Raw genomic sequence first — 24,479 nt, 5'->3', positions numbered from 1 at the left:
TCCATGGCTATCGGATTGATCATCATCGGCGACGAAATCCTGTCGGGCAAGCGCACTGACCAGCATTTCCCGAAAGTAGTGAGCATGCTCAAGCAGCGCGGCTTGCAGCTGAGCTGGGCGGAATATGTGGGCGACGAACCGGCCCGCCTGGTCGCCTTGCTCAAGCGCAGTTTTGCCAGCGGCGACATCGTTTTCAGCTTTGGCGGCATCGGCGCCACGCCGGACGACCATACGCGCCAGGCGGCGGCCGATGCGCTGGGTCTGCCATTGGTGCTGCATCCGCAGGGCAAGCTTAATATCGAGCAGCGCATCACGGAAATGGGCGAGGAAGCGGGCGTGTCGGCGGACTTGAACTCGCCGGAAAACCTGCACCGCCTGAAAATGGCGGAGTTTGTCGAAGGCGCCGAGCTGATTCCGAATCCGTACAACAAGATTGCCGGCTTTGCCGTGCGCGAACATTATTTCGTGCCGGGTTTTCCCGTCATGTCCTGGCCCATGATCGAATGGGTACTCGACACGCATTATGCGCACCTGTTCAACCAGGTGCCGCACGCGGAACATGCCTTGCTCGTGTATGAAACGGCCGAGTCCCTGCTGACGCCGCTGATGGTGCGTCTGGAAGCGGAGTTTCCGCTGATCAAGGTGTTCAGCCTGCCCAGCGTGGGCGATGCGCAGACGCGCCGGCATATCGAACTGGGCGTCAAGGGCGAACCGGCGCAAGCGGCGGCCGCCTTTGCGGACATGCGCGCCGCGCTCGACGCCCTGCACGCGGAATACACCACCATCTGAGCTGCTGCCAGCCCGGCGCCGGCGGCTTTTTCGCCAGCGTCCAGTCCGCCTTGCATCTATGTACGCAAGCGTACGTTCCAGGACGTTGTTTTTTTGCGAAAATCTTCAATGAAGCAAGATTTTTGTGTGCGCTCGTCAGTCGTTTTCATGCCGATGTGGTGGAATGGTGAACAGGAGCCTGGCGTGTCAAACGCGGGGTTGCCTGCCTGTGCAGTAGCGTGTTTTTTGATTCATTGGTATGGACATCATGTTAAGCAAGTTTTGTTGTGACCGGCTCTGGCTGGCCCTCGTCTTATCCTGCGCGGAGCGGTATCGCTACCGCATTTTCCGCGCCGTCCAAACCCAACCTTACCCCAGCATCCCATGAAAGACACAGGCGACAACCTGGCCGCGCAAGAGCGGCCCCCCTCTGATCCAGCTGCCGAGGCGCCGCCGCCGGCGAGCCCGCCGAAGAAGCGCCGTTCGCGCATCTGGCCGATCTTTGCCATCATTGTGCTGGCGCTGATCGCCGGCGTGGCGTGGTTCGTCATGCGCGAAGTGCGCACGTCGGCCCTGCAGGCCGAGTTTTTCACGCGCCTGGACCGCCAGGTGACGTTCAAGGTCGAGCCTGGCCCCGCACCGGCGGGCGCCATCCGCTATCCGCAGCATGGTCCGTATGACGAGCGGCTCGGCTATGCCAGCCTGCCGGACTTTATTAGCAAGCTGAATGCGCGCGACTATGCCGTCACGGCGCAGGCGCGCATGTTGCCGAAGATGGTGCAACTGGTCGACCGGGGCATCTTTGCCACCTATCACGAGAAAAACCGCGCCGGACTGACCATCCTCGATTGCCGCGCCGCGCCGCTGTTCGCGGCCAGCTATCCCGAGCGCATGTTCGACAGCTTTGCCGAAGCGCCACCGGCGCTGGTGCAAAGCCTGCTGTTCATCGAAAACCGCGAATTGCTCGACCCGGGCACGCCCGAGCGCAATCCCGCCGTGGAATGGGACCGTTTGAGCAAAGCCATCCTCGACAAGGCGCTGAACCTGTTCGGCGGCCACCGGGGCGGTGGCGGCAGCACCCTGGCCACGCAGATCGAAAAATACCGCCATTCGGAAGACGGCCGCACCAGTTCCATGCAAGACAAGTTGCTGCAGATGATTTCGGCCAGCCTGCGCTCGTACCAGGATGGCGAAAATACCATGGAAGCGCGGCGCAAGATCGTCGTCAATTACCTGAATACCGTGCCGCTGTCGGCCAAAAGCGGTTTTGGCGAGGTCAACGGCATTGGCGATGGCATGTGGGTCTGGTATGGCCGTCCGTTCGCCGAAGTGAAGACTATGCTCAAGGGTAAGATGGACCAACCGGGCAGCGCGCTGGCCTACAAGCAGGCGCTGAGCCTGTTGATCGCGCAGCGCCGTCCCTCGCATTATCTGGTGGCCGGTGGCGCCGACCTGGAAGAATTGACCAACAGCCATCTGCGCTTGCTGGGGCAAGCGGGCGTGATTTCGCCGCAGTTGCGCAATGCGGCCATCGCCGAGAAGCTGCGCCCGTCGACGGCTTCGGGCGTGCAGTCGGAAGCGTCCACTTCGTTCGTCACGCGCAAGGCCTCGAATGCCGTGCGCAATCACCTGGCCAGCATGCTCGGCGATCCGCGCTTGTACAACCTCGACCGCCTCGACCTGAAAGTGGTCAGCACGCTTGACGCGCAGGCGCAAAACGCCGTCACCAAGGTCTTGCGCGAGTTGCGCGATCCGGAAGTGGCAAAAGCGGCCGGCCTGACGGGCAAGGGCATGCTGGGCAATGGCGACCCGGCCAATGTAGTCTACAGCTTTACCTTGCTGCAAAAGGGCGAGCAAGCCAATTTGCTGCGCGTGCAAACGGATAACTTCGACCAGCCGCTCGACATCAACGAGGGCGCCAAGCTCGACCTCGGTTCCACGGCCAAGCTGCGCACCCTGGTGACATATATGGACATCATCGACCAGTTGCACCAGCGCTACAGCGGCATGGGCGCCGCCGAGCTGGGCAAGATTGCCGTCGATCCCAAGGACATGCTGTCGCAGTGGGCGATTGCTTACCTGAAACCATTGCCGCTCGGCGAGGCGCGCAAGCTGCCCGCCATGCTGGCCGCTGCCATGGAACGTAAATATTCGGGCAACCCTGGCGAAGGCTTCTTCACGGGCGGCGGCTTGCACCATTTTGGCAACTTTTCCAAGCTCGACGACAGCCGCATCATGACGCTGCAGCAGGCGCTGCGCCAGTCGACCAACCTGGTGTTCGTGCGCCTGATGCGCGACGTGGCGCGCTACTACATGTTCTCGCGCCCCGATTCCTCGGCCTCGCTGCTGGCGGATGCGGACGACCCGCGCCGCGCGCAGTACCTGAGCCGTTTTGCCGACAAGGAAGGGCGCGAGTTCCTGCACCGCTTCTACCAGAAGTACCGCGGCAAGAGCGTCGACGAGCAGGAGAAGATCCTGCTGGCCAGCATCCGCCCGACCCCTGTGCGCCTGGCGAATATTTTCCGCACCGTCAATCCGAAGGGCACGGTAGCGGAATTCGGCGATTTCCTCAACGCCAACTTGACATCGCAAAACGAAGTGCCGCCCGAGCGCGTTGCCAAGATGTACCAGCAGTACGCGATGGAAAACTGGTCGCTGGCCGACCGGGGATATCTGGCCAATGTGCATCCGCTGGAACTGTGGATGGTGGCGTATCTGCGCCAACACGAAGGTTCCACTCTGTCGCAGATGGTGGCGGCCAGCGAAAAGGAACGCCAGGAAGTGTACAAATGGCTGTTCAATACGCATCGCAAGCATGCGCAGGACCGCCGCATCGCCAACTTGCTGGAAGTGGAGGGCTTTCTGGAAATCCACCGCCAGTGGAAGAAGATGGGCTATCCGTTCGACTCGCTGGTGCCGTCGTATGCGACGACTCTGGGCGCTTCGGCCGACCGTCCCGCCGCGCTGGCCGAGTTGATGGGCATCATCGTCAACGATGGCGTGCGCAAGCCGAGCGTGCGCATTGATTCCATGCATTTCGCCGCCAATACGCCGTATGACACCATGGTCAAGCGGGGCAGCAAGGTGGAGGCGGAACAAGTGCTGTCGCCGGACGTGGCCAAGGCTGTCGCCAAGGCCATCCGCGAAGTGGTGTCGGACGGTACGGCGAAACGGGCGAAGACGGCGTTTGTCGGCGCCGACGGCGTGCCGATTCCCATGGGCGGCAAGACGGGCACGGGCGACCAGCGCTTCGACGTGTATGGCGCCGGCGGCCGCCTGATCGAGTCGCGTTATGTGAACCGTTCGGCCACGTTTGTGTTCAATATCGGCGAACGCTTCTATGGCAGCATGACGGCGTATGTGCGGGGACCGGAATCGAAGAACTACGATTTCACCAGCGCCTTGCCTGTGCAATTGCTGGTGTCCCTGGCGCCGAGTCTGATGCCGCTGATCGAGCCGCCTGCGCCGGCCGAAGGCGTGGCCAGACAGTGCACGAATTAAGGCGCCGTGACAGCTGAAAACCGGCCTTTACGGCCGGTTTTTTTTGAGGAAGAGAAGGATGCATGGACAGCATGCAGCAGATCTAGCCAGCAAATACGGCGGTTTTACCTTCCAGGCGCGCATGGTAGGCGGCAATGGCGGGAGTGTCGGGACGTTGCATCGGCGCCGTCAGCCAGCGCTTGACGGACAGGCCCAGCACGATATCGGCCAGGGTGAACTGTTCACCGCACACATACGCGCCCGTGCGCTGCAATTGCTGCTCGAGGACACCCATCATCTTGTTCCATCCGGCAATACCGGCCGCCAGCTGCGCCGCATCCTGGTGCACCGGGCTGTGGCGCACCAGCGACATGAAGGCGTAGCGCCAGCTATTGTTGAGGTCACCCATTTGCCAGTCCATCCATTTTTCCACTTCCGCGCGGGCGCGGGGATGACTCGGCAGCAAGTCATCGCGGCCCGCCTGGGCGCACAGGTAACGGCAAATCGTGTTCGATTCCCACAGCACCAGGTCGCCATCGAGCAGCACGGGCACCATGGCGTTCGGGTTCAAGACCAGGAAGGCGGGGTCGTCGGTAGCACGAAAACCGCTGCCCCAGTCTTCGCGTTCGTACGGCAGGTCGAGTTCTTCGCACGTCCACAAGACTTTGCGGACATTGATCGAGGCGGCTTTTCCAAGAATTTTCAACATGCGGGGCTCCAGGGGGCAGGTGATCGATCTGCCACTGTAGCCGAAATGGCCACGCCGCGCATGTGAAAGTGTCTTGCATAGTTGGGCTTTTCTTGGCATCGTAGCCACCCATGAAACCTATGCGCCACCACATGTCCAAAATCCTCGCGTTCAGCCGTTTTTCCGTGCGCGATTTCCTCGCCACCGCCGGTCCCACCCTGCTGCTGGTCGGCGCTTTTTGTGCGCTCGCTTACTGGCTGGTCGACCCTGCGCCGCCGCGCCAGGTGAGCCTGTCGACGGGGCAGGACAATAGCGCGTATGAAGAATTCGGCAAGAAATACGCGGCCACCCTGGCCAAGCACGGCATCAAGGTGAGCTTGCAGCCGTCGCTGGGCTCGCAGGAAAACCTGCAGCGCTTAAATAGCGGCAAGACCGATATCGCCTTCGTGCAAAGCGGCTCAACGGAACACGCGGATGCCGAGCGGCATGGTCTCATTTCCCTGGGCAGCCTGTTTACGGAACCCGTCTGGCTGTTCTTGCGCGAAGACAAGGCGGTGACCGAACTGACGCAATTGAAGGGCATGAAGATCAACCTGGGACCGGAAGGCACGGGCGTGCCCAGCCTGTTCCGTCAGTTGCTGTCCGTGAATGGTGTGGAAGCGAACGAGTTGACCGTGAGCGATTTGCAAAACACGCCTGCCACGGTCGAGTTGCTGGAAGGGCGCATCGACGGCCTCGTGTTCAGTTCGGCGCCGGAAGCGCCGCTGATCCAGATGCTGCTGCAAACGCCCGGCATCAAGCTGTTTGATTTTTCCCAGGCGGAAGCTTATACGCGGCGCCTGCCTTTCCTCACGCATGTCGTCTTACCGCGTGGCATCGTTGACCTGGGGCGCAACATTCCCGCGCAGGATTATCACCTGATCGCGCCGACCGCCACTTTAGTCGCGCGCGAAGACTTGCATCCTGCCTTGATCGACCTGTTCGTGCAGGCGGCGGCCGGCATTCATGGCGGTACGGGCTGGTTCCAGCAACAGGGGCAGTTCCCGTCCGCGCGCTATACGGAAATTCCCGTGGCGCCTGAAGCACTGAAGTTCTACAAGGATGGCGCGCCCGTGCTGCAGCGCTATATGAGTTTCTGGCTAGCCAATTTCTTTGACCGCATGTGGGTGCTGGTGGTGGCGCTGGGTGCCTTGATCCTGCCCCTGTCGCGCGTGGTGCCGCCGCTGTACGTGTGGCGCATCCGCTCGCGCGTGTACCGCTGGTATGGCCAGTTGCGCACGGTCGAGCAGGCGCTGGAAGACGTACCGCAAGAGCAGCGTGCGCAAGTGTATGCGGCGCAGTTGAATAGGCTGGACCAGATCGAGGAAATGGTCAACCAGATCTCGATTCCCCTCTCGTTTGCCGATGGTCTGTATGGCTTGCGCAGCCACATCAATTTCGTGCGCAAGCGCATCTTGACCTTGATGGGTGAGCATCCTGCGCTTGAAGCGGGCGAGCCGGCCTGAGCACTTAAACGAGGGTGGTCGACAGCTTGCGCCCGAGCAGCGCGGCGGCCCGCCGGATCAATCCCTGTTCAGTTAATCAGGCGGCCAGCGTCAGGCGCCCAGCCAAGGTAATCCCGCCTTGCACCAGCCGCCGATCTGCTTGCGGTGGCCGTCCGCATCCTTGTCGCCTTCGAAGCCTTCGAGGATGTCGAAGCAGTTGATATAGCCGTGCTCTGTCGCCAGCTTGGCGGCATGGCGCGAACGCACGCCGGAGCGGCACAGGAATAGCAGCACCTCGTCCTTGTCGGCCTGGGCAGCCAATTGCGCGAGGAAGTCGGGATTCGGCACGCCGCCCGGATACGTGGCCCACTGTACCGCGCCATGCTGGGTATCGGCGATGTCGACCCGGCCAACCCAGTCGCGCTCGGCATTCGTGCGCACATCGATGAGTTTGACGGCAGCATCGTGCTGCAGCAGCGCATGCGCTTCCTGCGGCGTGACGGCGCCGGCATATGGCGTACCTTCATTGGCCCGGCTGCGGGCGGTGGTCAGGATGTCGGCGGCGGTAGTCATGGCGTCCTCGATGAAAGTGGATAGGTGTGAACGATTATAGTGCGCCGTCCGCGTCCCGCAAACGGGAAGTCAAGGTGCACGGCGCGCGCACCACAACAAGGCATTTTTCAGAAAGCCGCGAAAAATGCCCGATAATAGTGCGTTATTTGTTTTTTGCACTTGCATAGTGCATTCTTGATGTGGCGCAAACGCGCGTGAAAATCGCGGGCAGGAAAACTTTCACTGGGATGGCAGTAATTTTGTTGCTGGAGCCAGGGTGCTCCTGGAGCTGGCATGGAATCTGCTATGATCCTTATGAGTTTTGGTGGCACGCAATGTTTGCTTCGCTTCATCAGCCCAGACGCATTAAGGTCGGCTCACCCCACATTCATTTAGGAGATACGCATGGCAATGACAGCCGCAGAAGTCTTGAAGATGGTAGAAGAAAACGAAGTCAAATTCGTTGATTTCCGCTTTGCCGATACCCGTGGTAAAGAGCAGCACGTGACGGTTCCCGTGTCGCACTTCGACATGGATAAATTCGAGTCGGGCCACGCCTTTGACGGTTCTTCGATCGCTGGCTGGAAAGGCATTGAAGCATCCGACATGATCTTGCTGCCGGATCCAAACACGGCCAATATCGACCCGTTCATGGAAGAAACCACGCTGTTCATGCAGTGCGACGTGATCGAACCGTCGGACGGCAAGGGCTACGACCGTGACCCGCGCTCGATCGCGAAACGCGCCGAAGCCTACCTGAAATCGTCGGGCATGGGTGACACCGCCTACTTCGGCCCTGAGCCGGAATTCTTCATCTTCGACAGCGTGCGCTGGAAGATCGACATGTCGGGCTGCTTCGTCAAGATTGGTTCGGACGAAGGTTCATGGTCGACCGGCAAGGACATTGAAGGCGGCAACAGCGGCCACCGTCCTACCGTCAAGGGCGGCTACTTCCCGGTGCCACCCGTGGACAGCTTCCAGGACATGCGTTCGGAAATGTGTCTGATTCTGGAATCGCTGGGTATCCCGGTTGAGGTACATCATCACGAAGTCGCTGGCGCAGGCCAGAATGAAATCGGCACCCGCTTCTCGACCCTGGTCGAGCGCGCCGACTGGACGCAAAACCTGAAATACGTGGTGTGGAACGTGGCGCACAGCTATGGCAAGACCGCCACCTTCATGCCGAAACCTATCGTTGGCGACAACGGTTCGGGCATGCACGTGCATCAATCCGTATGGAAAGATGGCAAAAACCTGTTCGCCGGCGACGGCTATGCCGGCCTGTCCGATTTCGCCTTGTACTACATCGGCGGCATCATCAAGCATGCCAAGGCACTGAACGCGATCACCAACCCGGGCACCAACTCGTACAAGCGTCTGGTACCAGGCTACGAAGCCCCAGTGAAATTGGCGTACTCGGCGAAAAACCGTTCCGCCTCGATCCGTATCCCGCACGTGGCCAATCCAAAAGGCCGCCGCGTGGAAGCGCGCTTCCCGGATCCACTGGCGAACCCGTACCTGTGCTTCGCCGCACTGCTGATGGCTGGCCTGGACGGCGTTGCCAACAAGATCCATCCGGGCGAAGCTGCCTCGAAAGATCTGTACCATCTGCCGCCAGAAGAAGACGCACTGATCCCTACCGTGTGCGCTTCGCTGGAAGAAGCACTCGATGCGCTGGACAAGGACCGCGAGTTCCTGACCCGTGGCGGCGTGTTCAGCGATTCCATGATCGACGCGTACCTGGAACTGAAAATGCAGGACGTGCAGCGCATGCGCATGACCACGCATCCTGCCGAGTTCGACATGTACTACTCGCTGTAATGGCGCCATGCCGGCAACTTGCCGGTAGTGAATAAAAAACGCGGGTGAGGCGATGGTCTTGCCCGCGTTTTTTTATGCAGTACGCCAAGGCGGTGAGAGTGCGGTGTTGTATAGTCGGCCCAGGAACGATATGGCATGTGCCGACAGGAGTGAAGATTGACCAAGCATTACAGAATAGCGCTGATGGCAGGATTGCTGGGCGCGGCGGCACAGGCGCACGCGCAGCTGTATGTCTGCGCCGATGCGCAGGGACACAAGACGTATACGGACAAGCGTGCTGGCGCGCATTGCCAACTGCTCGATTTGCCCGGCGCCATGACGGAGCCGCCACGCAAGACGGCGCCGCTGGCCGGTGTGCCGGCCCGGCCCGCCATGCAGGCAGCCACGGCGGCCCCTGCCGCCGGCGCTTTTCCCAAGGTCGATGGCGCGGAGCAGCGGGCGCGCGACCTGGACCGGCGCCAGATCTTGCAGGACGAATTGCGCAGCGAAGAGCAGAAACTGGCGGCCCAGCGCCTGGAGTTGAACGCCGGACAAGCTGAGCGCCAGGGCAATGAGCGTAACTATGCGAAATATCAGGAGCGGTTGGCGCAGTTGAAGGACAACATTGGCCGAACGCAGCAAAACGTCGAAGCCCTGAAACGCGAGATCGCCAATATCCGATGACGAGACCATGACAATAGACAACCATTCCAGCCGTCCCGCCCACCTGGCCGGCCTTGATTTGCTGGCTTCGGCCGTGATTCTGCTCGATGGCGACGGCCGCATCAGCTATGCCAACGCGGCGGCAGAAAACTTGCTGGAAAGCTCGCTGAAAGCCCTGTCGCGGCAAAAGCTGACGGCGCTGTTCCTCAATCCCGAGGAGCTGGCCGGCATCTGCGCGCAGGCGCTCGAACATAAATTTTCCGATTTGCGCCAGGACCTGAGCCTGGAACGCCTGGGGCGCGAGCCGCTGCGCGTGCACAGCATCATCAGCGCGCTCGATGCGCCGCGCGACAGCGTGCTGATCGAGCTGCGCGAGAACGTGCAGCAGTTAAAACTCGACCGCGAGGAGCGCATCCTCGACCAGAGCCAGGTCAACAAGGAGCTGATCCGCAACTTGGCGCATGAGATCAAGAACCCGCTGGGCGGCATCCGCGGTGCGGCCCAGCTGCTGGAGCTGGAATTGCCAGCCCTGCACCTGAGCGAGCTGCGCGAATATACGCAAGTCATCATCAAGGAAGCGGACCGCCTGCAAACCCTGGTCGACCGCCTGCTGGCGCCGCATCGCCGCCCGCATATTGTGGGCGACGTGAATATCCACGAAGTGTGCGAGCGCGTGCGCAGCCTGATCCTGGCCGAGTTTCCCAGCGGCCTGACCATTTCACGCGATTACGACGCTTCGATCCCCGAGTTTCGCGGCGACAAGGAACAATTGATACAAACCGTGCTCAATATCGCGCACAACGCGGCGCAAGCCCTGGCCGAGCGCATCGAGGCGGGCGATGCGGAGCTGATTTTCAAGACGCGCGTGGCGCGCCAGGTGACCCTGGCCAAGGTCCGTTACGGCCTGGCATTAGACTTGCATATCATTGACAATGGACCGGGCATCGCACCCCAGATCCGCGACCGGATTTTCTACCCGCTGGTATCGGGCAGGGAAGGCGGCAGCGGTTTGGGACTGACCTTGGCGCAAACCTTCGTGCAACAGCACTTGGGCGTGATCGAGTGCGAAAGCCGGCCTGGATACACCGATTTCAGGATCGTTCTACCCTTGCCATAAGCGAGGAGGTATCCCACCCATGAAATCCATTGCGGGACGCACACACTAATGAAGCCAATCTGGATAGTTGACGACGACGAATCAATCCGCTGGGTGCTGGAAAAAGCCCTGGCGCGGGAAAATCTCGCCACCAAGAGTTTTGCCAATGCGCGCGACGCCATCGCCGCACTGGAATTTGACACGCCGCAAGTGCTCGTGTCCGATATCCGCATGCCGGGCGCGTCCGGCCTGGAATTGCTGCAGACAGTCAAGTCGCGCTTTCCCGGCTTGCCTGTCATCATCATCACGGCCTTTTCCGATCTCGATTCGGCCGTCGCTGCCTTCCAGGGCGGCGCCTTCGAATACCTGGCCAAGCCCTTCGACATCGACAAGGCTGTCGAGCTGATCCGCCGCGCGCTGGAAGAGAGCCTGCGCGAGACCAGCGTCGAATCGGGCCCGTCGGAAACGCCGGAAATCCTCGGCCAGGCGCCGGCCATGCAGGAAGTCTTCCGCGCTATCGGCCGCCTGTCGCAATCGAACGTGACGGTGCTCATCACGGGTGAATCCGGTTCCGGCAAGGAACTCGTGGCGCGCGCGCTGCACAAGCACAGTCCGCGCGCGGCGCAGCCCTTCATTGCCCTGAATACGGCGGCGATCCCCAAGGATTTGCTGGAATCGGAACTGTTCGGCCACGAACGGGGGGCGTTCACGGGCGCGCAGACGACGCGCCGGGGCCGCTTTGAGCAAGCGGAGAATGGCACCCTGTTTCTCGATGAAATCGGCGACATGCCGTTCGACCTGCAGACGCGCCTCTTGCGCGTGTTGTCCGACGGCCATTTCTATCGCGTCGGCGGGCATCAGCCCATGAAGGCGAATGTGCGCGTCATTACCGCCACGCACCAGAACCTCGAGCAGCGCGTGCGCGACGGCCTGTTCCGCGAAGACTTGTATCACCGCCTGAACGTGATCCGTTTGCGCCTGCCCAGTTTGAGGGAGCGGCGCGAGGATATCCCCATCCTGGTGCGCCACTTCCTGGTGCAAAGCGCGCGCCAGCTGGGCGTGGAAGCCAAACGCATGAGCGAACCGACCATGCAATTTCTCAGCGGCCTGGATTTGCCCGGCAATGTGCGCCAGCTGGAAAACCTGTGCAACTGGATCACCGTGATGGCGCCAGGCCAGACGGTGGAAATCAAGGATTTGCCGCTGGAATTGACGCAGGGGCAGGGCGATGGCGCAGCCGCGCCGGCGTCTGCTGACGTGGCGCCAGCGAATGTTGCTCATGTGCACGGCGGCCAGGTGTTCGAGGCCGCCGCGCCCGCCACCGGCGCGCCGCCCGGCTGGATCGGCTTGCTGGAATTGCAGGCGGCCGGCATGTTGGGCGCCGGGCAACAGGAAGTCATGGCCGTGCTGGGGCGGCAATTCGAGTCGGCCTTGATCAAGACGGCGCTCAAGCATACGCACGGGCGCAAGAACGATGCCGCCGTGCGCCTGGGCATCGGCCGCAACACCATCACCCGCAAGATATCCGAACTGGGCATCGACGGCGCCAAGGACGACTGATTCCCGTCCGGACGGGGCCTCGCCCCGTCCGCTTTCCCTGCCGGCGTCCCTTGCACGCCACAACACCCACAACAATGGCAAGCGATAAGGTAAGCTGACGCCTGCCGGACTGTTTCGTCCGGTCTTAACTTACATTGTGGAAATTGTATGCCGGGATTCGTATGCTGATTAACTGCGTGGCCTACCAGGATGGCAAAAAACTGGCCGACTTGCCGATTGACGATATCAGCGATTACGTCGAGCGCCCCGACTGCTTCGTCTGGGTGGCCCTGCTCGATGCCACGCCGGACGAGCTGAAACAAATGCAGCACGAGTTCAGCCTGCATGAACTGGCCGTCGAAGACGCACAGCGGGGCCATCAGCGCCCGAAGATCGAAGAATATGGCGATTCCCTGTTTGCCGTGGTGAAAACCGTGGAAATGGTGGGCAATGAGCTGGTGCTGGGCGAAGTTGATATTTTTGTCGGCGCCAACTATGTGCTGTCCGTGCGAAGCAACAGCTCGCAAGGTTTCCTCGGTGTGCGCGCGCGCGCCGAACGGGAGCCGCATCTGTTGCGCCAGGGCTCGGCTTTCGTGCTGTATGCCTTGATGGATGCCGTCGTCGACCGTTATTTTCCCGTGCTCGACGCACTGGAATCGGAGCTGGAATTGATCGAGGACCGTATCTTCGACCGTGGTAGTGAGCGCGACAATATCGAACGCCTGTACCAGTTGAAGCGCAAGGTCATGGTCTTGCGCCATGTGGTGGCGCCCCTGATGGAAGCGGTGGGGAAATTACACGGAGGCAGGGTGCCGCCGCTATGCCACGATACCCAGGAGTATTTCCGCGACGTGCACGATCATCTGGCGCGCATCAATGGCACACTCGACACCATCCGTGACACCATCAGTACGGCCATCCAGGTGAATTTGTCGATGGTGGCCATCGATGAGAGCGAAGTGAACAAGCAGTTGGCAGCCTGGGCGGCTATTTTCGCCGTGTTCACGGCGTTTGCCGGCGTGTGGGGCATGAACTTCAAGTTCATGCCGGAGCTGGACTGGCAATACGGATATCCTGTGGCCGTGGGACTGATGAGCTGTGTCTGCGGTTATATGTATTACTTGTTCAAGCGTTCCGGCTGGCTGTAAAAAATTCCTGTCTATCTGTATTATTAAACAATAGCCAGGGGTACAATCGCGGCAGGTCCGCTGGGGCGGGCCATGGCTGAGGGTTGCCACGCCGGCAGGTTTGCTGGCGCTTCCAGTGCTGCGCAGGAGCATTCATGAGTATTCCGTTGTTTGATGTGAATTCGCAAGAACCCCTGTTCGATCCCGAGCAGCGGCGCAGGCTGGCGGAAGCGGCCCTGCGCTCGATTACGGCCTCGACGGCGCACGCCCGTGGCGACGACTTCCTGCGCATCCTCGTCAAGGACCTGGCCGAAGCGCTCGACGTGCATTATGTGATCGCGGGGCGCCTGGTGCGCATGGCCGATGGCAGCGAAGGCATCCGCACCCTGGCCTTGTGGGGCGGCGACGACTACCAGCCGAATATCGAATACAGCCTGCAGCACACGCCTTGCCAGGACGTGACCTGCCAGAGCATGTGTTTTCATGGCAGTGACATCCAGCGTCGCTTTCCATTCGATAGCCTCCTGGTCGACATGCATGCGGAAAGCTATGTCGGCATGCCGCTGATCGATACCGAAGGCAAGACCCTGGGCATCCTGTCGGCCATCGACACGCGTCCCATCGATGAAAACAAGCGCTTGCTGGCCTTGTTGCTGCTGTCGATCTTCTCGGCCCGCGGCGCGGCCGAGTTGCAGCACCAGGAGCGCACGCAGCAGCTGGAAGAAATCGTGCGCGTGCGTACAGAATCACTGCTGGCGGCGCAGGCCAACCTGATCGAGCAAGAACAGATGGCGGCCCTCGGTTCGCTGGTGGCCGGTGTGTCGCATGAAGTCAACACGCCCATCGGCGTGGCGCTGACGGCGGCGTCGAGCATGGGCAGTTATGCCGACCAGCTGGTGCAGCTGCTGGGAGGTGCCAAGGTCAGCCGTGCCGAACTGGTCGACATTGCCGAATCCCTGAAAGGCGCGGCCGCCTTGATCGAACGCAACCTGGCGCGCGCCGCCGACCTGATCGGCAATTTCAAGCAGCTGGCCGTGGACCAAGTCAGCGAATACGTGGCCGACTTGGCGCTGCACGACTATGTGCACGGCCTGGTGTCGGCGCACAGTCCGGAACTGCGCAAAGCGGCGCTGGGCGTGGAACTCGACATCGCGCCCGATTGCCAGGTGCGCCTGGCGGCCGGCAAGTTGTCGCAAATCCTCTCGAACCTGCTGATGAACAGCGCCCGCCACGGCTACCCGCAGGGCGGACCAGGACGCATCACGATACGTGCACGCATCGAGGCGGACGAGGATGACGCGGCCTTGCAATGGCTGCTGCTGGAATTTTCCGACGATGGCATCGGCTTGGCGCCAGCCGTGCGCGAGCATATGTTTGAACCGTTTTTCACCACCAAGCGTGGCCAGGGCGGCTCCGGCCTGGGCATGCACATCGTCTACACCATCGTGCAGCAACTGGGCGGCCAGGTGTGCGCCATCGACTGCACTCCCGGCTGTCATATACAGATCAGGCTGCCGCTGGCCAGTTGACCCAAGCGTGCTTCGTAAGGCGCGCCCCTTCCCGTCTTAAATTTATTGCCAAAGGGCATCGTTCGTCAAATATGTGAAGGCATATTTGTGAAAACGGGCGCGAGTGTTGTTTCTATGCATGAACTGGAAATTCAATTATTGACACTGAATTTACGTCATGTTTTGATGAAATTTATCAGCCTGTAACAAAGTATTAGTAAATCGGTAGCAGAGTTGGCAAGGTGCCGCAAGACACTCCCCAGCTGTTTCGGCGCATCTCCGTGGGATGCGGTTTTGAAGGCTGAGCTACACGAAGACTGCTAGTTGGATTTGCAATGTATTAACCCTCATCCACACGATGACGGTTTTCTTAAATTTGCCTTATTCAAGGATATAACAATGCTTAAAGAAACCGTATTATCTCGCTCTGTGCGCCTGATGTTTTCAGGGATTGCCATTGGCGTGCTGGCTCAGCCAGTACTCGCACAAGAGACCGCACCTGTCTCTCCTACTGTACAACGGGTGGAGATCACCGGATCGAATATCCGTCGCGCGCAAGCTGAAGGTGTTTCTCCAGTTCAAACCCTGAGCCGGGCAGATATCGAAAAATCGGGTAAATCGACGGTAGCGGAATTGCTTCAGTCGCTGGCAGTTGATAACCAAGGGTCGGTACCTACTAGTTTTGGCAACGGTTTTGCTGCCGGTGCATCGGGTATTTCCTTGCGCGGCCTGGGAACCGCTTCGACGCTGGTTCTGCTCAATGGCCGACGCATCGCGCCTTACGGGCTGGCGGACGATGGCCAAAAGGTGTTTTCTGACCTGAATATCATTCCGGCCGATGCCGTGGAGCGCGTCGAGATTCTGAAGGATGGCGCTTCTGCAATTTATGGTTCCGATGCAATCGCTGGCGTGGTGAATATCATTCTGCGCAGTGATTTTCAGGGAACCACCCTGAAGGTCAGCTATGGACAGACGGGTTACAGCGATGGCGGCGATGTGCGCCTGGCCGTGACGCATGGCTTTGGCGATATCGTCGCTGACAAATACAACGTGGTTATGAGTGCCGAATATGGCAAGAAAAATGCCGTCTGGAACCGTGACCGCTCCGACCGTGGCTATATTGGCGCTTCGGATTTACGCAAGTACGGTTTTGATGCACAACAGGCGCTCGGCGGTACGGGTGCCATTACGGGCAACAACGCTGCAGGCAGTGCGATCAACGGCAATGTGCGTAATCCGACGACGCTTGATTACTACAACCGCGGCAACCCGAATGGCGTTGGTTTTACGCGGACCTTCCCAGGTGCTGCCTGCTCCAACTTCACCAACCATCCACAAGGTGATCCAGGTGGCGGATGTCTGATCGATGCACCGCAACTGTACAGCCAGATGCAGCCGAGCCAGGAAACGGGTAACATTTTCCTGCGCGGCACGTTACAGCTCAATCAAGACGTTCAGGCTTATGCCGAAGCGAACTACTTCACAAGTCAATCATCTTCGTCAACGACACCGTCCGGTATCAGTGGCAGTGTTGGCTACCCTGGTGGCCCGGTCAGTAATGCGGCCGTGGCTTTGGGAGCCAGTCATCCAGATAATCCTTACTTTGGCACGGCCGCGCGGTTTCGTTACCTAGCAGCCGATGTTGGTCCTCGTGTCAGTAATATCGACTCGACTTTCACACGTTTCGTTGCTGGCCTTAAAGGTAGCGCAGCCGGATGGGATTTCGATACAGCTTTGCTCTATTCGCAAAACAAGGTTTCCAACGACCGCTCCGGCTATCTGCAGCGTGATGTGATGTTTGCGCTGCTGAACCCGACGGTCGCTAATGTCACTGCCGCGATGAAAAATCCTGCATATGCTGCGTTACCGGCCGGCAGTTATTGGCGCGTTGGCGAAAATGCGGGTTTGAACTCGGCCGCGTTATATGCTGCCCTGGCACCGAAAATATCCAATGATGCAACGACCAAAATGTCGCAGATCGACTTCAAGGCCTCGCGCGAGCTGATGCCGTTGCCAGGCGGCGCCCTTGGCATCGCTATCGGTGCGGAGTACCGTCACGAATCGACTGAATTGGCACCTACTGCGGGTACGGACAAGGGTAATATTATCGGTTTGGGCTATTCGGCATACGAAGGCAGCCGCAGTGTTACGGCTGCCTATACGGAGCTGGTTGCGCCTGTATGGAAAGGCGTCGAGTTGTCGGGCGCGATCCGGGCTGACCATTTTTCCGATGTCGGCAATGCTTACACGCCGAAGGTCGGCTTGAAATGGAATCCTGTCAAGGAATTTGCCCTGCGCGCTTCGTTCGCCAAAGGCTTCCGGGCGCCAAGCGCAGCGGAAAACGGCAAGGGTGGTCTGGCGGCATTCTCGTCGGCCAGCGATCCGCTCCGTTGCGCCCTGGGTGTCACCACCGCTTGCTCGGCCGCATCGATTGCCATCATCACGTCACCGAATCCTAATCTGTCGCCAGAAAAATCGAAGAGCTCGAATATTGGCTTCGTTTGGGATCCGTTACCTAAAACAAATCTGACGGTGGACTTCTGGCAAATCAAGCGTACCAACGAGATTAACCAGGAGCAAACAGATGCGGCGATTGCAGCCGGACATGTGGCACGTGACCCGTCGACCGCACAGGCTGGCATTGCTGGCGATCCAGGCGCCATCACGGCGGTGCTGGCAAACTATGTGAACTCGGCCCAAACGAAAGTACGGGGCGTCGATTTGGATTTCCGTCAGGGTTTTGATTTGGGTGCGGGCTACGGCAAGCTGACTTTCGATGCCAAGTGGACGCATCTGTTCACGTTCACACGGACGGAAAAGGATGGCACCTCGCGCGACTTCGCTGGTACGCACGGCAATTGCGATGTGAGTAACTGCATGGGAACGCCAGATAATCGCGTCAACCTGGGTTTGACCTGGGAGCTCAACAAGCTGCGTGTTTCGACCACGGCCAACTATCGTGGTGCGTTGAAAAACACCAACTTCAAGAATGATCCGGATGGTTGTGCCTTTCACTACGCAAATGGCGACGATGCACCGGCAGGTTGCCAATTGGCATCGTTCACCAGTGTCGACCTGAATGCCCGCTACAAGCTCAGCGACAAGATGGAATTGTTCGGCACGGTGCAGAATTTGTTCGACAAACGTGCTCCGCTCGATCCGCTGACCTATGGTGCTGTGTCCTACAATCCGCTGGACTATGCTGGCGCCGTTGGCCGCTATTTTTCTGGAGGCTTGAAGTACACCTTCTAAGCGCATAATGGGCGCCTGGTGGAGGCGCAATCGAATGCAATGGATAAGCGGCCGGGCCTTTCACAAGGCTCGGCCTTTTTCATGGTGCCAGCCGTAGGCCAGGGGACTTAGCCGCGCGCCGCCATCGATAAGGCTACCGCTTCGGCCACCTTGATGCCGTCGACGGCCGCCGACAGAATGCCGCCTGCATAGCCGGCGCCTTCGCCTGCAGGGAACAGGCCGCGCGTGTTCAGGCTTTGCAGGTCGTCGTCGCGGCGCTTGATGCGGATCGGCGACGAGGTGCGCGTTTCCACGCCGGTCAGCACGGCGTCGGCCTTGTAATAGCCCTTGATCTGCTTGTTGAACGCCGGAAAGGCTTCACGCAAGGCCGTGATCGCGTACTCGGGCAGCGCTGACGCCAGATCCGTCAGGTGCACGGCAGGCTTGTACGATGGCACCACGCTGCCAAATTCGGTCGAGGCGCGACCTGCCACGAAGTCGCCGACCAATTGCCCTGGCGCATCGTAGTTGCTGCCGCCCAAGGCAAACGCGCGTTCTTCCAGTTCGCGCTGCAGGGCGATGCCGGCCAGCGGGTCGCCCGGGTAGTCGGCTGGCGTGATGCCGACCACGATGGCGCTGTTGGCGTTGCGCTCATTGCGCGAGTACTGGCTCATGCCGTTCGTCACCAGGCGGCCCGGTTCGGAGGCGGCGGCCACTACCGTGCCACCTGGGCACATGCAAAAGCTGTAGACGGAGCGGCCATTGCTGGCGTGGTGCACCAGCTTGTAGTCGGCCGCGCCCAGAATCGGGTGGCCGGCGCTGGGGCCGAAGCGGCAGCTGTCGATCAAGGATTGCGGGTGCTCCACGCGGAATCCGATCGAGAACGGCTTGGCTTCGATGTACACGCCGCGGCGATGCAGCATCTCGAAGGTGTCGCGCGCGCTGTGGCCAATGGCCAGCACCACGTGATTGCTGGCGATGGTCTCACCATTCTCCAGCACGACGCCACGCACCTGGCCGCCATCGCTGCCTTGCACGATGTCGAGATCGACCACTTTGCTGCTGAAGCGGTATTCGCCGCCCAGTTGTTCGATATTCGCGCGCATTTCTTCCACCATCTTGACCAGGCGGAAGGTGCCGATGTGCGGCTTGCTCACATACATGATTTCTTCGGGCGCGCCGGCCTTGACGAATTCCGTCAATACCTTTCGGCCGTAGTGCTTGGGATCCTTGATCTGGCTATACAGCTTGCCGTCCGAGAAGGTGCCGGCGCCGCCTTCGCCAAACTGCACGTTCGACTCCGGATTGAGTTCGCGCTTGCGCCAGAAACCGAAGGTGTCGACCGTGCGTTCGCGCACCTGCTTGCCCCGTTCCAGGATGAGGGGGCGCAAACCCATCTGCGCCAGGATCAGCGCCACGAACAGGCCGCAGGGGCCCGTGCCGATGACGATGGGACGCGGTTCATTGGTGTGGCCGGCCAGCTGTTCGCCGCCGGCGACGAATTTGTAGTCGGTGTCGGGCGCGGGCATCAGGTGTACATCGTGCTGCAGGCGCGCCAGCACGGCCGCTTCATTCTTGACGTCAACATGCAGCGAGTAAATCAACACCACGGCGCTACGCTTGCGCGCGTCATAGCTGCGTTTGACGACGGTAAAGCCGAGCAGGTCCGCTGCGGCGATGCCGAGGCGCGCCAGGATGGCGGCGGGCAGGGCCGCTTCGTCGTGTTCGAGGGGGAGTTTTACTTCGTTGAGTCGCAACATGGTGTGTATTTTTAAAAATTACCGGGCTCCGTAGTTAGCGGAGAGTGTGTGAGGCGGCGCTTGCTCTGCCATCAGGACGCTATCTTACCTGCTGCGCGGTTTGTTGATGCGGCGGGGTTGACTGTCCCGTGGTGCGATGACAGCGCGCAGACCGTTCCGCTTGATCCCGTATCGCTGGCGCGGCGCGGAAAATACAATACCTGTTCCAGCGCTTTGTGAAACGACGCGAAATGTGGCGCAACAGGAAGCAATTTATCGAGAAGAGCAACAATCAATGCAGGAGAATATTAATGCGAGCCGCTCTAATTGGACTGGCAATGCGCCTGCTGAATATTGGATGCAACCCAGAAATGATGGGTGTCGCGGGAAGATATTGAATTGAGTTCAATTTAATTTTTTTTTCGGTAATCCAATATATATTGGCGCACAATAAAAGGCGAAAAATATTGTATCGAATAATCAATTAAATATGCATGAAATAAACTCAGTCGCTACATTAATGGTTGTATTCTGGATAAACGTTATTTTGTTTTAGGCCGATTAGTAATGTAGTACAAAAAATAGAGTTTTGATAGCTTTAGTTTATTTTGTTGTATTTTCCCAACGCATCTTCTTTTTCCCGACGCCAAGAGGCTGGTTTCTGGGGGCGCATGCCAGGCAGGATGGCTGCGGGAATGCCAATACATGCTGTACCACATTGGTGCGTAATGCAGGGCCATGTCATAGGGGAAACGAGTTTTTTACCTTCATTGACTGTTGTTTCTTGCAGCGTCATGTACTCCCGTCCATTCTATTTTTGGTCTGTATGCACCAAAAAGTGTCGCGTCGAATACGGCTGTGTAGCGACTGCACTGCGCTGGTGCGATTACGATTTTTAATCGGTGTCGCAGCGATTGTTTTGGCTAAGAATTCAGGCGGCAGAGTAAAAAAAGTGTTGTTTCTTTGTCGAATGTATTTTTTGGAATTATTGACAGTGCAGCTATAGAAGTGTTTTCATGACGTACTGTCATAGTAACGTTGCTGACTCGCTCATAAAGCGATAAACGGTTGGAGACACTGCCGACGGCACGGGAAGAAAGACATTAAACATAATTTTATGTTTACTAGAGCCTGACTAGATCAGTAGGTATTATTCAAATCGGAGAACTTATGCATCAACGCACCAAGATTGCAGTAGCAGTAGCGATGGCATTGAACGCACTTACCGCATTCGCCCAAGCGCAAGCTGAAGCCGAAGCTCCTCAGCGCGTCGAAATTACCGGCTCGCGGATTCGCCAAGTCGACCTGGAAACGGCACAACCGGTCTCGAAGATTTCCGCACAGCAGATTCAGGCTACTGGCCTGGTCACGGTTGGCGACGTTTTGAATCAAATGACTTCGTCGGCTCCTCCTACCGGCTTCAGCAAGGGTTCGACCCTGACGTCGAACCTGGAAATGGGCGGTCAATACATCGACTTGCGCAACCTCGGCCCCGAGCGCCTGCTGGTGCTGGTCGACGGCAAGCGCTGGACGCAGTCCGTCAATGGCTATACCGATCTGTCGACCGTGCCTACGGCGATGATCGAGCGCATCGAAATTCTGAAAGATGGCGCGTCGGCGATCTACGGCTCAGATGCTATCGCAGGCGTGATCAACATCATCCTGAAAACCCGCATGACCGGTGGCGCTGTCAGCCTCTACAAGGGTATCAACGAAGGCGGCGACGGCAAATCGGAGGACTACTCGCTGACGTACGGCGCTGGCGATGAAAAAGCGTCCATGATTTTTGGCATCAGCCACAGCGAACAGCGTACCGTCTGGGCCCGCGATCGTGAAATTACTAAATACAGCCGTGGTCCTGGCCACCCAGATGCCGGTTTGGGTGGCGGCCCGTGGGGCGCGATCCGTTTGAAGAATGCAGATGGCGACTGGGGCGATCAAATGGTTCTCAATCACACTGGCGGCAAGTATGGCGACGGTGTGGGTGCCGATTCACGTAATCCGGCCAACTACCATCCTGCCAGTAGCAGCATCAACGACGACAAATACAGCACCACCAATGACATGATGTTCCAGGCGCCGACCGCCCTGACGACCATCATCACCAAAGGTGAAATCGCCTTGCCGAAGGACCTGCGCCTGAAGACGACGGCAATGTATTCCGAGCGTACTTCGAGCACGCAAAATGGCGGCTACCCATTGCAGTCGGCGACGCAAGAAGCGTACCCTGTGTACGTCGACAAAGACAGCTATTACAACCCGTATGGCAGTTCCGTCGCAGGCGCTGGCAATGGGCAGGATCTGTACTTCAACCGCCGAACTGTAGAGCGTCCACGCATAACAGAAAATCGTAGCCAGACCCTGCATATTGATGCAGTGCTGGAAGGCGACTTCACAGTGCGCGGTTTGCCGTGGAACTGGAGCGCAGGTTACAACCACAACTCCGTTGCGGGCAATATTAAGGGCACGGGCAACCTCAACTTGCTGAACCTTAAAAAGGCCCTCGGCCCATCGTTCAAGAATGCCAGCGGCGTAGTACAGTGCGGTACGGCAGAGAACCCGATTGCCTTGGGTGCCTGCGTGCCGTTCAATGTCCTGGGCGGCCCGTCCGCTTCGAATAAGCAGGCGCTGGACTACGTGATGGCCACCGGTCAATCCACCTATGGCAGCACGATCAACAGCGCGACCGCTGACATGGCCGGTGAGTTGTTCTCCCTGCCAGCTGGCGCAGTCGGCATCGCAGGTGGCCTTGAGCACCGCTCTGTGCGTGGTTTTGACCAGCCTGGCCAGTTTGAGCAATCGGGTTACTCGTCCGACCTAGCCGGCAATGCCACCTATGGTAACTACTCGGTCAAGGAAGCGTATCTGGAGGCAAACATTCCAGTACTGAAAGACAAGCCGTTTGCAAAATTGCTGTCCTTGAACGTGGCATCACGCTACTCCGATTACAGCAACTTTGGCAGCACCACCAATAGTAAAGTCAGTTTCATGTGGAAACCGGTTGACGACTTCCTGGCACGTGGTACCTGGGCCGAGGGCTTCCGTGCTCCATCGCTGGGCGACACGTTTGGTGGCGGCACGCAGTCGTTCGATGAATACATGGACATCTGCGACAGCGTCAATGGCCAGCGTAACAATCCGGCCGTTGCAACCAACTGCCTTGCAGGTGGTGCACCAGCCGGTTACCGTCAAGTCGATCAGTCGGGCAACCCTGTCGATGCTGGCGGCAATCAGTCGAACGTTGCATTCCAGGCAGGTGCTGGTAATGCCGCGCTGAAACCGGAAATCGCCAAGACAAAGACCTTGGGTTTCGTCTACAACCCATCGTTCATTCCTGGCATGAACGCTTCGTTGGACTGGTTCAAAGTCAGTGTCAAGAGCCGTATCACGGCAGTTGACGCCGATTTCGTGCTGGAACAGTGCTACCTGAAAAATGTGTCGTCGTATTGCGCGGTCATCAAGCGCGATGTTGCTGGTAACGTGATCAGCTTGGCTCGCGGCAATGCCAACTTGGGCGAATTGTCGACTGAAGGTGTCGACATCGGTCTTGGCTATCGTCTGCCACGCACTGCGTATGGCCAATTCAACATTCGTTCGGACTCAACCTGGGTCAAGTCGTTCAAGAGCAAGAGCTCCGATGAAGCTGAATGGCAAGAATACAACGGTGAGTACAACTACAATCGCTTCAAGACTAATTTGACCGTTGACTGGAGCATGGGCAACTGGAGCGCCGCTGTTACCTCGCGTTATGCGAGCGGTGTGAAGGGCAAGTGCTATTCGCCTACGGAAGAGTGCAGCAATCCAAATGACGTTGCAAGCTTTGGCCGTTACAATAAAATGGGTTCGGTTACGTACACCGACTTGAGCGTTGGTTACAAAACGCCATGGAAAGGCCAGATCCTGGTCGGCGCCAACAATGTTTTCGACAAGGCTCCACGCATCACCTACAGCGGCAATTCGTCGGGTAGCTCGGTTGACCCCAATGCGCCTATCGATCGTTTCGTCTACGTGCGTTACAACCAGGCTTTCTAATCGGGCGCGCCGCAAGGCGCGTTGGCTGATAGTCTGAATACAACCCGCCAGGTTCGCCTGGCGGTTTTTTTTGTCGCTACATCCCGCCCCACAATGCAGTCAATGTGGCCAGCGCCGTCAATCCCGCCGTTTCCGTGCGCAGGATGCGCGGCCCGATAGCCAAGCCGATGGCGCCAGCCGCGATGGCGGCTTTTTCTTCCGCCTCGGTAAAGCCGCCTTCCGGCCCACCATCACGGTGATCGCTTGCGGTGGCTGGTGACGGGCCCAGTCGGCCAGCGACTGTTCCGCCCGCTGCGTCAGGATGATGCGTTTATGTAAATCTTGCTAGCGCTTCCAGTCGTACAACGCATCTCGGTATGACGCAGGCGCTGATGGCCGCTTCTTCAGCAGGGACTTGCATGCACGGTTTTTATATAGTAAGGCGAACATGGCGGCAGCAATACCGCTCCGTTCGTCGAAAGGGCGGGATGACTGAGAAGTCAGGCCGCTTTTTTACCCAAATTTTTCTCCACCGGCCATCTCACCAGCATGCAAGGCAATCTCCCGGCCCTGTGTTCGGCAGGATTGCTGGAAAGCGGCCGCGCCGTGCCTCCTGTATCTGGCGTCGCCCGCGTGCGAGCGGCAGCCGATTTAACAATTCATTCTGTGCGTATTGTGAGGTGTACTGTCAATAGCGGACACTCTTGTTTCAAGCCGCCTGTGGTTGTTTGCTGAATTTTTCAGCAAACAACGCGGGCGGAACATTGCCGAGGCGCGAGTGGCGCCGCTGGCG

At 59.0% G+C, this 24,479-nt stretch carries 15 protein-coding genes and 1 pseudogene; 11 read left to right on the top strand and 5 right to left on the bottom strand.

The genetic code is table 11. From position 1 onward, the window contains the following. The first annotated feature begins 3 nt into the window (after positions 1 to 3). Positions 4 to 789, top strand: coding sequence for a competence/damage-inducible protein A (locus ACQ4W7_RS23455; RefSeq protein ID WP_426074284.1), 786 nt, complete (start codon positions 4 to 6; stop codon positions 787 to 789). 363 nt (positions 790 to 1,152) lie between these two features. Further along, positions 1,153 to 4,269, top strand: a complete 3,117-nt coding sequence (locus tag ACQ4W7_RS23450; RefSeq protein ID WP_436533649.1) for a transglycosylase domain-containing protein — start codon at positions 1,153 to 1,155, stop codon at positions 4,267 to 4,269. 82 nt (positions 4,270 to 4,351) lie between these two features. Here ACQ4W7_RS23450 and ACQ4W7_RS23445 read toward each other — a convergent pair whose 3' ends face one another. Then, a complete protein-coding gene (locus ACQ4W7_RS23445; RefSeq protein WP_426074286.1) occupies positions 4,352 to 4,957 on the bottom strand; it encodes a glutathione S-transferase family protein in 606 nt (201 codons plus the stop codon). Between the two features lie 131 nt (positions 4,958 to 5,088). Between ACQ4W7_RS23445 and ACQ4W7_RS23440 the strand changes: the two genes are divergently transcribed. Continuing rightward, on the top strand, positions 5,089 to 6,441 hold the full coding sequence (locus ACQ4W7_RS23440; protein ID WP_436533647.1) for a TAXI family TRAP transporter solute-binding subunit: 1,353 nt from the start codon (positions 5,089 to 5,091) through the stop codon (positions 6,439 to 6,441). Positions 6,442 to 6,531: 90 nt separating this feature from the next. Here the strand turns inward: ACQ4W7_RS23440 and ACQ4W7_RS23435 are convergent, their stop codons facing one another. Then, on the bottom strand, positions 6,532 to 6,993 hold the full coding sequence (locus ACQ4W7_RS23435; protein ID WP_426074288.1) for a rhodanese-like domain-containing protein: 462 nt from the start codon (positions 6,991 to 6,993) through the stop codon (positions 6,532 to 6,534). Positions 6,994 to 7,377: 384 nt separating this feature from the next. Between ACQ4W7_RS23435 and glnA the strand changes: the two genes are divergently transcribed. The 7 genes from glnA (at position 7,378) to ACQ4W7_RS23400 (ending at position 17,957) form a co-directional block, all read left to right on the top strand. Next, positions 7,378 to 8,793: a type I glutamate--ammonia ligase gene (gene glnA, locus ACQ4W7_RS23430; protein ID WP_225243482.1), complete on the top strand. Its 1,416-nt coding sequence runs from the start codon at positions 7,378 to 7,380 to the stop codon at positions 8,791 to 8,793. A gap of 156 nt (positions 8,794 to 8,949) precedes the next feature. Beyond that, a complete protein-coding gene (locus ACQ4W7_RS23425) occupies positions 8,950 to 9,456 on the top strand; it encodes a DUF4124 domain-containing protein (RefSeq protein WP_436533644.1) in 507 nt (168 codons plus the stop codon). Positions 9,457 to 9,463: 7 nt separating this feature from the next. Further along, complete coding sequence (glnL, locus tag ACQ4W7_RS23420) at positions 9,464 to 10,552, top strand: nitrogen regulation protein NR(II) (protein ID WP_426074290.1); 1,089 nt, start codon at positions 9,464 to 9,466, stop codon at positions 10,550 to 10,552. Between the two features lie 48 nt (positions 10,553 to 10,600). Then, a complete protein-coding gene (gene ntrC / locus ACQ4W7_RS23415; protein ID WP_436533642.1) occupies positions 10,601 to 12,091 on the top strand; it encodes a nitrogen regulation protein NR(I) in 1,491 nt (496 codons plus the stop codon). 161 nt (positions 12,092 to 12,252) lie between these two features. Beyond that, the gene (gene corA / locus ACQ4W7_RS23410; RefSeq protein WP_436533640.1) at positions 12,253 to 13,218 is read left to right on the top strand and encodes a magnesium/cobalt transporter CorA; all 966 of its coding nucleotides are present in this window, start codon (positions 12,253 to 12,255) and stop codon (positions 13,216 to 13,218) included. Between the two features lie 134 nt (positions 13,219 to 13,352). Continuing rightward, a complete protein-coding gene (locus tag ACQ4W7_RS23405) occupies positions 13,353 to 14,726 on the top strand; it encodes an ATP-binding protein (RefSeq protein WP_436533638.1) in 1,374 nt (457 codons plus the stop codon). A 378-nt stretch (positions 14,727 to 15,104) separates the two neighbouring features. Continuing rightward, positions 15,105 to 17,957, top strand: coding sequence for a TonB-dependent receptor (locus ACQ4W7_RS23400; protein WP_436533636.1), 2,853 nt, complete (start codon positions 15,105 to 15,107; stop codon positions 17,955 to 17,957). 107 nt (positions 17,958 to 18,064) lie between these two features. On the opposite strand, the gene ACQ4W7_RS23395 is transcribed toward ACQ4W7_RS23400, so the two are convergent. Both ACQ4W7_RS23395 and ACQ4W7_RS23390 read right to left on the bottom strand, forming a co-directional pair. Beyond that, entirely contained in the window at positions 18,065 to 19,696 is a 1,632-nt protein-coding gene (locus ACQ4W7_RS23395) for an NAD(P)/FAD-dependent oxidoreductase (protein ID WP_436533634.1), read from the bottom strand. 577 nt (positions 19,697 to 20,273) lie between these two features. Continuing rightward, the gene (locus ACQ4W7_RS23390) at positions 20,274 to 20,471 is read right to left on the bottom strand and encodes a hypothetical protein (protein WP_436533632.1); all 198 of its coding nucleotides are present in this window, start codon (positions 20,469 to 20,471) and stop codon (positions 20,274 to 20,276) included. Positions 20,472 to 20,845: 374 nt separating this feature from the next. On the opposite strand from ACQ4W7_RS23390, the gene ACQ4W7_RS23385 reads away from it, so the two are divergent. Next, a complete protein-coding gene (locus ACQ4W7_RS23385; RefSeq protein ID WP_436533630.1) occupies positions 20,846 to 23,707 on the top strand; it encodes a TonB-dependent receptor domain-containing protein in 2,862 nt (953 codons plus the stop codon). A 76-nt stretch (positions 23,708 to 23,783) separates the two neighbouring features. Here ACQ4W7_RS23385 and ACQ4W7_RS23380 read toward each other — a convergent pair. Continuing rightward, positions 23,784 to 24,031, bottom strand: a pseudogene (locus ACQ4W7_RS23380) (RsmE family RNA methyltransferase); the annotation flags it as partial. Positions 24,032 to 24,479 lie beyond the last annotated feature (448 nt).

The organism is Janthinobacterium algoris, from assembly GCF_051380935.1.
Taxonomy (GTDB): domain Bacteria; phylum Pseudomonadota; class Gammaproteobacteria; order Burkholderiales; family Burkholderiaceae_D; genus Janthinobacterium.
The sequence above is the reverse complement of the archived record's forward strand: the minus strand, read 5'-3'. Positions and strand labels throughout refer to the sequence as shown.

Excerpts from the sequence above, each read along its gene's own strand:
- ACQ4W7_RS23395 (WP_436533634.1), bottom strand. The coding sequence starts at position 19,696 with ATGTTGCGACTCAACGAAGTAAAACTCCCCCTCGAACACGACGAAGCG.
- ACQ4W7_RS23440 (WP_436533647.1), top strand. The coding sequence starts at position 5,089 with ATGTCCAAAATCCTCGCGTTCAGCCGTTTTTCCGTGCGCGATTTCCTC.
- ACQ4W7_RS23400 (WP_436533636.1), top strand. The coding sequence starts at position 15,105 with ATGCTTAAAGAAACCGTATTATCTCGCTCTGTGCGCCTGATGTTTTCA.
- ACQ4W7_RS23435 (WP_426074288.1), bottom strand. The coding sequence starts at position 6,993 with ATGACTACCGCCGCCGACATCCTGACCACCGCCCGCAGCCGGGCCAAT.
- ACQ4W7_RS23455 (WP_426074284.1), top strand. The coding sequence starts at position 4 with ATGGCTATCGGATTGATCATCATCGGCGACGAAATCCTGTCGGGCAAG.
- ntrC (WP_436533642.1), top strand. The coding sequence starts at position 10,601 with ATGAAGCCAATCTGGATAGTTGACGACGACGAATCAATCCGCTGGGTG.
- ACQ4W7_RS23445 (WP_426074286.1), bottom strand. The coding sequence starts at position 4,957 with ATGTTGAAAATTCTTGGAAAAGCCGCCTCGATCAATGTCCGCAAAGTC.
- corA (WP_436533640.1), top strand. The coding sequence starts at position 12,253 with ATGCTGATTAACTGCGTGGCCTACCAGGATGGCAAAAAACTGGCCGAC.
- ACQ4W7_RS23385 (WP_436533630.1), top strand. The coding sequence starts at position 20,846 with ATGCATCAACGCACCAAGATTGCAGTAGCAGTAGCGATGGCATTGAAC.
- glnA (WP_225243482.1), top strand. The coding sequence starts at position 7,378 with ATGGCAATGACAGCCGCAGAAGTCTTGAAGATGGTAGAAGAAAACGAA.
- ACQ4W7_RS23405 (WP_436533638.1), top strand. The coding sequence starts at position 13,353 with ATGAGTATTCCGTTGTTTGATGTGAATTCGCAAGAACCCCTGTTCGAT.
- glnL (WP_426074290.1), top strand. The coding sequence starts at position 9,464 with ATGACAATAGACAACCATTCCAGCCGTCCCGCCCACCTGGCCGGCCTT.
- ACQ4W7_RS23450 (WP_436533649.1), top strand. The coding sequence starts at position 1,153 with ATGAAAGACACAGGCGACAACCTGGCCGCGCAAGAGCGGCCCCCCTCT.
- ACQ4W7_RS23390 (WP_436533632.1), bottom strand. The coding sequence starts at position 20,471 with ATGACGCTGCAAGAAACAACAGTCAATGAAGGTAAAAAACTCGTTTCC.